The following is an 11,473-nucleotide window of genomic DNA, read 5'->3' as shown; positions in this document are numbered from 1 at the left end:
GGGACAAGTTTGCTCCCACGCTGGAGCGTGGGAGCCAGAGGCCGATTTGTGGGGATACTTCAGGGTAGTGGCCCCTTGTTCCTCCGAGAGAGGGAGAGGGGACAGCAAAGAAACGGGGAGTGGTTGATGAGCCTCTCTCCTTTACCACTTATTGATTTATCACTACCCTTCGCCCGGCGCCTGCAATGACACAGCTCACCTACACCGTCGGCGGCAATGTCGACAGCACCACCAGCCTCTACGTCGAGCGCAGCGCCGACGAGGAGCTGCTGCGGCTCTGCCGCGAGGGTCAGTTTGCCTTCATGCTGACCTCCCGGCAGATGGGCAAATCCAGCATGATGGATTACACCGCCCGCCGGCTGGAGGCAGAGGGCGTGCGCACGGTGCGCATCAGCCTGGAGAGGATCGGCACCCAAGGCGTCACCCCGGAGCAGTGGTATCTGGGACTGGCCGTCGAGATCCAAGACCAGCTCGGGCTCGCGACCGACGCCCTGGACTATTGGGAGGAGCAGGCGCATCTGAGCCTGACCCAACGCCTCTCCAACTACCTGGAGCGGATCGTCCTGGCCGAGACCGAAGGCCGGATCGTGATCTTTATCGACGAGATCGATACCACCCTTAGCCTCGACTTCTCCTGCGACGACTTCTTCGCCGCCATCCGCATGCTCTACAACCTGCGCGGCCAGCGGCCCCAGCTCAGACGTCTGGGGTTCGTGCTGATCGGGGTCGCGACCCCCAACGACCTGATCGCCGACGAAAAAAGGACGCCGTTCAACATCGGCCAACGGGTGGAGCTCGGCGATTTCAGTCGCCAAGAGGCCACAACCCTGGAGGCCGGGCTCGGTGCCGACGCTGGCCGCCTGATGGACCGGATCCTGCACTGGACCGACGGTCACCCCTTCCTCACCCTGCGCCTTTGTGACTCGCTCGCGGATCACCAGCCGGACCACACCGCAGATACGGAACCCAGGGAGCGGGTCGACACAGCCGTCGCTGATCTATTCTTCGACCAACAGGCGGGCCAGGATCTGAATCTGGAGTTCGTCAAGGACATGCTGACCCGCCGCTTGCCCGGCGGCGTACCGCCCGAGGAGATACTGCTCACCTATCAGCGCGTACTCCAAGACCGCGCGCCCGAGCCGGACGAGGCCCGCAGCCCGATCAAGAACCACCTCAAGCTCAGCGGTGTGGTCAAGCGTGACGGCCCCAACCTGAGGGTACGCAACCGCATCTACCATAAAACCTTCGATGACCCCTGGATCAAGCAACGGCTGCCGGTCAAGGCCCTCTGGCAGCAGATCTGGCGCCGCTTGACCACCACCCTGGCGCCGGTGGCCGTGGTCGCTTCCCTGTTGTTCCTGGTACTGGCAATGGCTACCGGCTGGCTGGCATGGGACGCGACCACCGCAAAGAAAGAAGCAGACCAACAGCGCGCCCTTGCGGAAGCGGCGGAGCAGGAGGCGAAACAGGCACAACGGGAGGCGGTCGAGGCCCGCGGCCGCCCGCATCGACTCTATGAGTACCAGCGGCCTGCTGGCGGCCTATTCCCCGAGCCCTTATGCAGGCGATGTGCGTCGTGCTGCGCTTCTGGTGCGCCAAGCGGAAACCATGGCCGGCGAGACAGGGCTCCCGAAAGGACGTGAGTACGACATCCGCCTAAGCGCCTTGAGCAACCTCCTGCGCGCCAATCAGCTAATCGGCCACCTGCGTGCGACCTGGCAGGGCCATAGTGGCACTGTTACAAGCGTCGATTTCAGTCCCGATGGCCGCCGGGTGGTCTCCGGCAGTTGGGACAACAGCCTGCGCCTGTGGGACGCCGAGACCGGCCGGCCCATCGGCAAACCCTGGCGGGGGCACAGTAGTGGTGTTACAAGCGTCGCTTTCAGTCCGGACGGCCGCCGGGTGGTCTCCGGTAGTTTGGACAACAGCCTGCGCCTGTGGGACGCCGCCACCGGCCACCCCATCGGCGAGCCCTGGCAGGGGCACAGCGCCGATGTTTGGAGCGTCGATTTCAGTCCCGACGGCCGCCGGGTGGTCTCCGGCAGTTCGGACCACAGCCTGCGCCTGTGGAACACCGCCACTGGCGAGCCCATCGGCAAGCCCTGGCAAGGGCACAGCGCCGATGTTTGGAGCGTCGCTTTCAGCCCGGACGGCCGCCGGGTGATCTCCGGTAGTAGGGACAAGAGCCTACGCCTGTGGGACGCTGCGACCGGCCGCCCCATCGGCGAACCCTGGCAGGGGCACAGCGGCCGGGTTTCCAGTGTCGATTTCAGTCCCGACGGCCGCCGGGTGGTCTCCGGCAGTGAGGACCACAGCCTGCGCCTGTGGAACACCGAGACCGGCCGCCCCATCGGTAAGCCCTGGCAGGGGCACAGCGCCGATGTTTGGAGCGTCGATTTCAGTCCCGACGGCCGCCGGGTGGTCTCTGGCAGCTCGGACAAGAGCCTGCGCCTGTGGGACGCCGAGACGGGCCAGCCCATCGGCGAGGCTTGGGGAGCTGGGGGGCAGGGGCACAGCGACAAGGTTTGGAGCGTCGCTTTCAGCCCGGACGGCCGCCGGGTGGTCTCCGGCAGTTCGGACAAGAGCCTGCACCTGTGGGATACCCAGACCGGCCGGCCCATGGGCGCGCCAGGGCAGGGCCACAGCGCCTCGGTTTGGAGCGTCGCTTTCAGTCCCGATGGCCGCCGGGTGGTCTCCGGCAGTGAGGACAAGAGCCTGCGCCTGTGGGACGCCGCGACCGGCCGCCCCCTCGGCGAGGCTTGGGGAGCTAGTGGGCAAGGCCACAGCGCCTCGGTCTCCAGCGTTGCCTTCAGCCCCGACAGCCGCCGGGTGGTCTCCGGCAGTCGCGATAGCAGCCTGCGCCTGTGGGACGCCGCGACCGGCCGCCCCCTCGGCGCGCCCTGGCAGGGCCACAACGTCTCGGTCTCCAGCGTTGCCTTCAGCCCTGATGGCCGTCGGCTGGTCTCCGGCAGTGGGGATAAGAGCCTGCGCCTGTGGGACGCCCAGACCGGCCGCCCCATCGGCAAACCCTGGCAGGGCCACAGCGCCTCGGTCTCCAGCGTTGCCTTCAGATCCGACGGCCGCCGGGTGGTCTCCGGTAGTCGGGACAAGAGCCTGCGCCTGTGGGACGCTGCGACCGGCCGCCCCCTCGGCGAGGCTTGGGGAGCTAGTGGGCAAGGCCACAGCGCCGCGGTTTGGAGCGTCGCTTTCAGATCGGACGGCCGGCGGGTGGTCTCCGGCAGTGAGGACAAGAGCCTGCGCCTGTGGGACGCCGTGACCGGCCGCCCCCTCGGTAAGCCCTGGCAGGGCCACAGCGCCGCGGTTTTGAGCGTTGCCTTCAGCCCGGACGGCCAGCGGGTGGTCTCCGGCAGTTCGGACAACAGCCTGCGCCTGTGGGACGCCGAGACCGGCCGGCCCCTCGGCGAGCCCTGGCAGGGGCACAGCGCCGCGGTTTGGAGCGTCGCTTTCAGCCCGGACGGCCGCCGGGTGGTCTCCGGCAGTGGTGACGACCCGGATAACCGCTGGGACTCCATGCTGTTGCTCTGGGAAATGCACGAGGACGCCTGGAGGCAGCGTGCCTGTGCCATTGCGGGCCGTAACCTGAGCCTGGCCGAGTGGAACCGCTACCTGCCCCGAGACCTCGGCTACCAGAAGACCTGCGACCAGTACCCGGTCCATGCCAGCGTCATCCGCGACCGGCTCGACGAGGCAGCGACCGACTGGGTGGAAGGAGATGAACGCTAGGCCGAGGAGTCCCTTGCCAAGGCCCTCGATTGGATTGAGGAGATGCCGGCCATGCACGACCGTATCGCCCTGCTCCGGTCCCAGCTCGAGGGCTTGCCGGACGACCACCCCATCCGCCCGACCCTGGACCGACAGATCGAGCGCTGGATGGAGCAGTTACCCGAGGCCAACCGTAGCTATTGGCGTCGGCGCATGAGTCCTCAGGACCGTAGGCTGGGGTGAGGAACGAAACCCAGCTTCTTTCGGCATATGAAGACGGGAATGCTGGGGTTCGCAAGCTCACCCCAGCCTACGGGCTGTCTATAAAAGGGCCGTTCTCTCGTTCCCACGCTCCAGCGTGGGAACGCCGTTGTGGCCGCTCCAGCGGCCGAGATCCTTCGCCCCACTCGGGACCAGATTTCATGACGCTGGAGCGTCTAGGATGTGCTCCCACGCTGGAGCGTGGGAGCCAGAGACAGCCGCGGTGCGGAATGACCGAAACCTTGAGCATGGACGCTTGCTTTGCCCATCCTACCGCGCTCACCGCATCCTACGCTCGGTAGTGAAACCGACAGGACAACACGCGGATTTCGCTGTCGGTGACCTCATAAACGAGACGATGCCTCAGGTCGATGCGGCGCGACCAGCACCCGGCAAGGTCGAATTTCAAGGCCTCCGGTTTGCCCTTGCCTGCGAATGGGTTGCGTAGGGTTTCCTCCAGCAGCCGCAGAACCTTCCGGGCGACGCGCTTGTCGGTTCGCGTCCACCATTGCAGGTCTTCCAGGGCTTGGGGGTCCAGGATCAGCTGCCTCACAGACCAAGCCGCGCTTTCGCATCCTCCCAGGGTATCCCGTCCTCCCGACTCCTGCGCCGGGCTGCCAGGAGTCGCTCTGCATTGACCGGGTTTCCGAGTAGGTAAAGGGTTTCCTGGAGCCCGGTGTAATCGGACTCTGCCATCAGGACCGCCCCTGCGCCGTTGCGACGCTGGATATGCAAGGGGGCATGATCCTCGTTGACCTGGTCCATCAGGTGTTTCAGGCGGTCCCGTGCCTCCGTATAGCTAAAGGATTTCATGTTGCGATTGCTCAGTAGTGACAGGTTTTCTGTCAGAATAGCCTTGCGCCGAAAATCTGTCAAGGCGTAAAGCCTGTCTACCCGACACTACCGACACCTGGTACAGCAGTGCCGAAGTTTCGTGGTTTTCGCGGTTATCACCCGCCGTCCATCGATGCGGTTCGCGCCTCCTCGTAGTGCCATCCTGAAAGACCTACCGCGCTCACCGCATCCTATGCGGCTCGAACCTGTTCGATCACCGCATCCTGGTCGGATTCGGTCAGCCAGGGCGACATGGGGAGGCTGAGCACCCGCCTGGCGGCCGCGGTCGCGTTCGGCACCTGAGCGTTCGGGTCCTTGAGGGCCGGCTGGCTCGGCAGTGGGACCGGATAGTGCACGGCGGTGGGAATACCCACCTCCCTCAGCCTCTCGGCCAGCCTGTCACGGGCCTGGACCCGGATCGTGTACTGGGCGTAGACGCTCCTGTTATAGGGTTCCACGTAAGGGACCTGAACGCTGTCGGCGAGGCGCTCCGTATAGCGCCTTCCGATCCGTTCACGCGCCTCGACTTCCTGCGGAAACACCTCTAATTTTGCGAGCAACACCGCCGCCTGTAGCGTGTCCAGCCGCCCGTTGATGCCGATCAGGGGGTGATGATAGCGGCGGTCTTGTCCGTGCACCGAGAGCCGACGAATCCTGACGGCAAGGGCCTCGTCGTCCGTGAAACAGGCCCCCCCATCGCCATAGCAGCCCAACGGCTTGGAGGGGAAAAAGCTCGTGCACCCGATGGTGGATAGGGCACAGGAGCGCCGGCCCCGATAGGTGGCGCCGAAGCTCTGGGCGGCGTCCTCGATCACCGGTAGCCCATGGCGTCGGGCGACGGCGTTGATCGCATCCATCTCGGCGCATTGGCCATACAGACTGACCGGCACGATGGAGCGAGTGCGCGGCGTGATGGCCGCCTCGATCAGGTCCGGGGCGATGTTGTAGGTGCGCGGATCGATGTCGACGAAGACCGGCCGCGCGCCGAGCAGGGCGATCGCCTCGCCGGTGGCGATGAAGGTGAAGGGTGTGGTGATGACTTCATCTCCCGATCCGATGCCCAAGGCCATCATGGACACCAGCAGGGCATCGGTTCCGCTGGAGATCCCGATGCAATACCTGACGCCGACGTACTCGGCCAGCCGCGCCTCGAGCTCCGCGACCTCGGGGCCCAGGATGTAGCGCCCGTGGTCCAATACCCGCCGGATGCGGGTATCGATCTGTTCCTTGAGCTGGCGATACTGGGCCTGAAGGTCGATGAACTGCATGGATTTCCTCGTGGTCTTGGGGTTTTCCCGGCCGCGGATGCGGACCACCCGCGCCGGATAACGACAGACCTTATCAGAGCGCGAGCTGGATCCGAACGGCGTTCTCGACAGCACGCAGGTGCGTCGCCGATAGGGTACCGAGCTGCTCGATCAGACGCGATTTGTCCGCGGTGGTCAGCTGATCCGCCATCGCCTTGCTCTCGGCCTCCCTGATGCGGACCCTGGCCTCGCTGGGATAGAGCCTGGAGGTATTACTGCTCAGCGGGACCACCTGCACCCGGTTCAGAAAGCGGTTGGCGGAGTCGTTGCTGAGGATAACGGCGGGGCGGCGTTTTCTGATCTCGCCGCCGACTGAGGGGCCGAAGTCGACCCACCAGACCTCACCGCGACGCATTCGCTACGTCTCCGATCAGGGCTTGGCTCCACTCGGTCGCTGCCTGCTCGCGTTCGGTATCGCTCGCCATCTCACGATAGGCGGCGTCCAGCTCGGTCTCCGGTGCCAGCTCCTGTGCGTGTCGGAGTACGACCTCGGCGAAGTCATCCGGAACCCGAAACCAGAAAGGGTGTCCCCGGCTCTGCGGACTGCCCAAGGGCTGATCCGCGGCGTTGCCGTTCCAGCGGATGCCGACGCCGGGCTCTCCGTCCCAGTCGAGCCGGGCGACGGCACAGTCGTTCGGGCCGCCGTCGTAGATCACCTGCACGTTGGAGATGTGGCGCTTCGGACCAATGACGGTCCTCGGGTCGCGGTAGTCGATCATGACGTTGCTCCTCGCGTTTGATCGGGACGCAGGAAAGATCAGACATATCCCGTATACATATAGACATATGGTGTCATATTATATGACATTATATATTGTCATATGATATCTATTCGACATGTATGTTCATACATGAGATCATATCGAGCCCGTAGGGCGGGTCAGGCGCGTGCACCAGGCGCCGCGATTGCCGCGGCGGTGGGCGCGCCGTCACCCGCCGGATGGCAGCCCGCAGGTCGGGGCAGGCCAGGGATGATCGCTATCCGACGGAGATGGCTGGCATACGGCGGATGGCGCAAGCTTATCCGCCCTGCGCCGGCTCCGCGGGCACCTTGATCTCCGGGCCGAGCATGATCGCGATGGGGCGAGTCTGGGGGTTGGCGTCGAGGGCGATCTTAAGGGCCATCGTCAGCGGCACCGACAGGAACATGCCCACCGGGCCCAGAACCCAGCCCCAGAAGACCAAAGAGACAAAGACCACAAGGGTGGAGAGACCCAGGCCCTGTCCCATGAATCTGGGCTCGATCATAGTGCCGACGACGGCGTTGACCACCAGGTATCCGAGGGCGATCCAGAGCGCCGACTGGACATCGAGCTGTACCAGGGCCAGCAGGACTGCGGGGATCGCTGCGATGATGGAACCGATGGTCGGCACATAGTTGAACAGAAAGGCCACCAAGGCCCAGAGCGGCGCGAAGTCGAGCTCGAGGTACCAGAGCCAACCCCAGATCAAGCCCCCGGTGAGCAGGCTCATGAGGGTCTTGAGGACCATGTAGCGGTTGATGTTGTCGAGCACGCTCCGCAGCCGCGCGAGGGAGGAATCCGGTGCCCGGAGCCCTGCCTTCAACTTGGCCGGGAGGTTGGATGCCTCGAGCAGGATGAAGATCACGGTCAATACGATCAGGAAGGCATTGGTCAGCATGTCACCCAGACCACCGAGCAATACCCCGGCCATTTCCATGGCCTTGCCGGTATCCAAATAGTCGGTAAGGGCCGCGTACGGCACCTGGATCCCCACGTCTTTTAACCAGGTGACCAGCTCCTGGGTCAATTCCTTGAGCCTCATCTGGTATTCAGGCAGCTGGGCCATGAAGGCGTTGAGAGACCCGGAGACTAGGACGACGATGAGACCACCGATGGCGATCATGACCGCGCTCGCCGCCAGCAGCGCCAGCCAGGCGGGCGTCCCGCGGTGTACGAAATAGAACATGGTCGGGGCGGCAATGACGGCGATGAAGCCGGCGAGTAGAAAGGGGGTAATCAGCGAGGCGGCCGCATGCAGGCCCGCGACCACCAGCACGAAGGCACCGCTGACCAACAGAAACCGCGCCGCGGGGTTGAATTCGACCTCGGTTGTCATTGCCCTTACCTCACTCGAACGACGGAATCCCGGACTCCAGCCACCAGCCACCGCTAGCCTTGTCGTAGCGCCACAGCTGACGATCCAACACAGCGCGTAGCCGTTGCACGTCCTCGTGGACGTACTCGATGCGGACTAGCTGCTCCGCACTTTCCTCGTCATGCATACGCGGAGGCTCCAACACCTCATAGCCGATGATCCGTAGGTTATCGATGTGCTGCGGGATCTTCCGACGTCGGTCAGGGTGGACATAACCGTAGACGGTCTGAAAATAGCCCCACCGCATGGCCTCTCCGTAGGTGGCGAGGGTTGCCCCCAGGGCCTTGGCCAGATCGTCTTTTTCGGTGGCGCCGGCGCAACCGCCGAGGGTGAGCAGGGCAGCCGAAAAGAACGCGGATAAGGTTCCGTTGTGGTTCAAACCTGGTCCCGCAGCTGGTTGTTCAATCGACCCGCTTACCTTCGGTGACCTGCTCGAAATCGAGCCGTCCGTCGCGCAACGCCACTTCGACTGTGTCGCCGGGCCCGAACTTGCCTGCCAGGATCGCTTGAGCCAGCGGGTTCTCCAGCTGGGCGCGGATGGCGCGCTTAAGGGGCCGCGCCCCATAGACGGGGTCGAAACCCGCCTCGCCCAGATGGTCCAGGGCGGCGTCGCTGATCAGGAGCCGCAGCTCGCGTTCTTCCAGGCGCTCCCGCAGATAGCGGATCTGGATACGGGCGATGGCCCGGATCTGCTCCCGCTGCAGGGGATGAAAGACCACGATCTCGTCGAGGCGGTTGATGAACTCGGGCCGGAAGGCCACCCGGACCACTTCCATGATCGCGTCCTTCATCTCGGCGTAGTGTTCTTCTCCCGCCTTCTGCCGGATGATATCCGAGCCCAGATTGGAGGTGATGACGATCACTGTGTTCCGAAAGTCCACGGTGTGACCCTGGCCGTCGGTCAGGCGCCCGTCGTCCAGCACCTGGAGTAATACATTGAACACGTCCGGATGGGCCTTTTCCACCTCGTCCAGCAGGATGACGCTGTAGGGCCGGCGGCGGACGGCCTCGGTGAGATAGCCGCCTTCCTCGTAGCCCACATAGCCCGGCGGGGCGCCGATGAGCCGGGCTACCGAATGTTTCTCCATGAACTCGGACATGTCGATGCGTACCATGGCCGCTTCGGTGTCGAACATGAACTCGGCCAGGGCCTTGCACAGCTCGGTCTTGCCCACCCCGGTGGGCCCCAGGAACAGGAAGGAGCCCAGGGGCCGGGCCGGGTCCGAGAGGCCGGCCCGGGAGCGGCGGATGGCATCGCTCACCGCGCGTACCGCCTCGTCCTGGCCGACCACGCGCTCGCCGATCGCCTGCTCCATACGCAGCAGCTTGTCGCGCTCCCCTTCCAGCATCCGGGAGACGGGGATGCCGGTCCACTTAGAGACGATCTCGGCGATCTCCTCGGCGGTTACCTTGTTACGCAGCAGCTTCTTTTCCGCGTGTTCGGCCTCAGCGGCGGTCTCGAGTCGCTTCTGCAGCTCCGGGACCCGCCCGTACTGGATCTCCGACATGCGTGCCAGGTCGCCGGCTCGACGCGCGGCCTCCAGCTCCAGCCGCGCCCGGTCGAGTGCTTCCTTGATGTGAGCGGTCCCTTGGACCGAGGCCTTCTCCGATTTCCAGATCTCGTCCAGATCCGAGAACTCGCGCTCCAGGCGTCCGATCTGGTCCTCCAGGTCAGCGCGCCGTTTCCGGGAGGCCTCGTCGGACTCCTTCTTCAGGGCCTCGCGCTCGATCTTGAGCTGGATGAGCCGGCGGTCCAGCTTGTCCATCTCCTCGGGCATGGAGTCGATCTCCATACGAATGTGGGAGGCGGCCTCGTCGACCAGATCAATAGCCTTGTCCGGGAGCTGGCGATCGGTGATGTAGCGGTGGGAAAGGGTGGCGGCGGCCACGATGGCCGGGTCGGTGATCTCCACCGCATGATGGACCTCGTAGCGTTCCTTCAGGCCCCGCAGAATGGCAATAGTGTCCTCCACATTGGGCTCGTCCACCAGCACCTTCTGGAACCGCCGCTCCAGGGCAGCGTCCTTTTCCACGTACCTGCGGTACTCGTCCAGGGTAGTAGCGCCGATGCAATGCAGCTCACCGCGGGCCAGGGCCGGCTTGAGCATATTACCCGCGTCCATGGCGCCCTCGGCCTTGCCGGCCCCGACCATGGTGTGCAGCTCGTCGATGAACAGGATGAGGTTGCCCTCCTGCTTGGCGATGTCGTTGAGCACGGCCTTGAGCCGCTCCTCGAACTCGCCGCGAAACTTGGCGCCGGCGATCAGGGCTGCCATATCCAGCGCCAGCAGACGCTTGGACTTGAGCCCTTCGGGCACCTCGGCGTTGACGATGCGCTGGGCCAGGCCCTCCACGATCGCCGTCTTGCCCACGCCGGGCTCACCGATGAGGACCGGGTTGTTCTTGGTGCGCCGGGCCAGGACCTGGATGGTGCGGCGGATCTCGTCGTCGCGGCCGATGACCGGATCGAGCTTGCCTTGCTCCGCCTTCTCGGTCAGGTCGATGGTGTAGCGCTCCAGGGCCTGGCGTTGCTCCTCCGCATTGGCGTCGTCTACCGTCTGGCCGCCGCGTATCTGGTCGATAGCCTGTTCGAGGGCGTCCTTGCTGGCCCCGGCGGCGCGCAACAGGTTGCCGAGCGTCCCCTCGTCGTCCACCGCCGCCAGCACGAAGAGCTCGGAGGAGATGTACTGATCGTTGCGCTGCTGGGACAGCTTGTCCGTCTGATTGAGTAACCGCCCCAGGTCGTTGGAGACGTGCAGGTCTCCGGCCACGCCCTGGACCTGGGGCAACCGCTCCAGGGCCTCCCCGAGACTGGAGCGCAGCCGATTCACATTGACATCCGCCAGCGCCAGCAGATGACGGACCGTGCCACCCTCCTGATCCAATAGCGCCAGCATCAGGTGGATCGGCTCGATGAACTGGTGGTCACGCCCGACCGCCAGGCTCTGGGCGTCCGCCAGGGCCATTTGGAATTTTGCCGTGAGTTTGTCCATGCGCATGGGTGATCTCTCTTTCAGTGTAACTACCCGGAGGTCGTCTTAAGAGACTGTCTGAAAATCAAGGTGCCTCGATGTCAACTGCCGGTCGAAGAATTCAGCCGCAAATGAACGCAAATCAAGATCACTGCCTAAAATTTGTAATAATTTACCACTACCGATTCGCCGTGGGGTAGTGCCCGATATCCGGATGCATCCCGCCGGCCAGTCGCCAGCTACCAGCCGGCGACTGGT

General features: G+C 64.6%; 11 protein-coding genes. 3 read left to right on the top strand and 8 right to left on the bottom strand.

The window, feature by feature from the left end:
* The first annotated feature begins 185 nt into the window (after positions 1 to 185).
* The 3 genes from E1958_RS21115 to E1958_RS20010 are packed head-to-tail and all read left to right on the top strand — an operon-like array spanning position 186 to position 3,966.
* Positions 186 to 1,643: an AAA-like domain-containing protein gene (locus E1958_RS21115; RefSeq protein ID WP_133510316.1), complete on the top strand. Its 1,458-nt coding sequence runs from the start codon at positions 186 to 188 to the stop codon at positions 1,641 to 1,643.
* Positions 1,609 to 3,744, top strand: coding sequence for a WD40 repeat domain-containing protein (locus E1958_RS01625; protein WP_243725217.1), 2,136 nt, complete (start codon positions 1,609 to 1,611; stop codon positions 3,742 to 3,744). The genes E1958_RS21115 and E1958_RS01625 overlap by 35 nt, the downstream gene beginning before the upstream one ends.
* 51 nt (positions 3,745 to 3,795) lie before the next feature.
* Entirely contained in the window at positions 3,796 to 3,966 is a 171-nt protein-coding gene (locus E1958_RS20010; protein ID WP_165742040.1) for a hypothetical protein, read from the top strand.
* Between the two features lie 307 nt (positions 3,967 to 4,273).
* Here E1958_RS20010 and E1958_RS01620 read toward each other — a convergent pair whose 3' ends face one another.
* The 8 genes from E1958_RS01620 to clpB all read right to left on the bottom strand — a co-directional run bounded on the left by E1958_RS01620 (position 4,274) and on the right by clpB (position 11,242).
* Complete coding sequence (locus E1958_RS01620) at positions 4,274 to 4,537, bottom strand: Txe/YoeB family addiction module toxin (protein ID WP_133510314.1); 264 nt, start codon at positions 4,535 to 4,537, stop codon at positions 4,274 to 4,276.
* Positions 4,534 to 4,797, bottom strand: a complete 264-nt coding sequence (locus tag E1958_RS01615; RefSeq protein WP_133510313.1) for a type II toxin-antitoxin system Phd/YefM family antitoxin — start codon at positions 4,795 to 4,797, stop codon at positions 4,534 to 4,536. Before E1958_RS01615 ends, E1958_RS01620 begins: the two co-directional genes overlap by 4 nt.
* A gap of 212 nt (positions 4,798 to 5,009) precedes the next feature.
* Entirely contained in the window at positions 5,010 to 6,086 is a 1,077-nt protein-coding gene (locus tag E1958_RS01610) for a DegT/DnrJ/EryC1/StrS family aminotransferase (RefSeq protein ID WP_133510312.1), read from the bottom strand.
* Positions 6,087 to 6,159: 73 nt separating this feature from the next.
* On the bottom strand, positions 6,160 to 6,480 hold the full coding sequence (locus tag E1958_RS01605; RefSeq protein WP_089729892.1) for a type II toxin-antitoxin system PemK/MazF family toxin: 321 nt from the start codon (positions 6,478 to 6,480) through the stop codon (positions 6,160 to 6,162).
* Positions 6,467 to 6,844 carry a hypothetical protein gene (locus tag E1958_RS01600; protein WP_089729890.1) on the bottom strand — a complete coding sequence of 126 codons (378 nt, stop codon included), beginning with the start codon at positions 6,842 to 6,844 and terminating at the stop codon, positions 6,467 to 6,469. The genes E1958_RS01605 and E1958_RS01600 overlap by 14 nt, the downstream gene beginning before the upstream one ends.
* 301 nt (positions 6,845 to 7,145) lie before the next feature.
* Entirely contained in the window at positions 7,146 to 8,204 is a 1,059-nt protein-coding gene (locus E1958_RS01595; RefSeq protein WP_133510311.1) for an AI-2E family transporter, read from the bottom strand.
* Between the two features lie 10 nt (positions 8,205 to 8,214).
* The gene (locus tag E1958_RS01590) at positions 8,215 to 8,622 is read right to left on the bottom strand and encodes a hypothetical protein (protein ID WP_133510310.1); all 408 of its coding nucleotides are present in this window, start codon (positions 8,620 to 8,622) and stop codon (positions 8,215 to 8,217) included.
* A gap of 22 nt (positions 8,623 to 8,644) precedes the next feature.
* A complete protein-coding gene (gene clpB, locus E1958_RS01585; protein ID WP_133510309.1) occupies positions 8,645 to 11,242 on the bottom strand; it encodes an ATP-dependent chaperone ClpB in 2,598 nt (865 codons plus the stop codon).
* Positions 11,243 to 11,473: the final 231 nt, after the last annotated feature.

It is taken from the genome of Candidatus Thiosymbion oneisti, assembly GCF_004359955.1.
Taxonomy (GTDB): Bacteria; Pseudomonadota; Gammaproteobacteria; order Chromatiales; family Chromatiaceae; genus Thiosymbion; species Thiosymbion oneisti.
This window is presented reverse-complemented; position numbering and strand designations above follow the sequence as displayed.

Excerpts from the sequence above, each read along its gene's own strand:
- E1958_RS01615 (WP_133510313.1), bottom strand. The coding sequence starts at position 4,797 with ATGAAATCCTTTAGCTATACGGAGGCACGGGACCGCCTGAAACACCTG.
- E1958_RS21115 (WP_133510316.1), top strand. The coding sequence starts at position 186 with ATGACACAGCTCACCTACACCGTCGGCGGCAATGTCGACAGCACCACC.
- E1958_RS01600 (WP_089729890.1), bottom strand. The coding sequence starts at position 6,844 with ATGATCGACTACCGCGACCCGAGGACCGTCATTGGTCCGAAGCGCCAC.
- E1958_RS01625 (WP_243725217.1), top strand. The coding sequence starts at position 1,609 with ATGGCCGGCGAGACAGGGCTCCCGAAAGGACGTGAGTACGACATCCGC.
- E1958_RS01595 (WP_133510311.1), bottom strand. The coding sequence starts at position 8,204 with ATGACAACCGAGGTCGAATTCAACCCCGCGGCGCGGTTTCTGTTGGTC.
- clpB (WP_133510309.1), bottom strand. The coding sequence starts at position 11,242 with ATGCGCATGGACAAACTCACGGCAAAATTCCAAATGGCCCTGGCGGAC.
- E1958_RS01605 (WP_089729892.1), bottom strand. The coding sequence starts at position 6,480 with ATGCGTCGCGGTGAGGTCTGGTGGGTCGACTTCGGCCCCTCAGTCGGC.
- E1958_RS20010 (WP_165742040.1), top strand. The coding sequence starts at position 3,796 with ATGCACGACCGTATCGCCCTGCTCCGGTCCCAGCTCGAGGGCTTGCCG.
- E1958_RS01610 (WP_133510312.1), bottom strand. The coding sequence starts at position 6,086 with ATGCAGTTCATCGACCTTCAGGCCCAGTATCGCCAGCTCAAGGAACAG.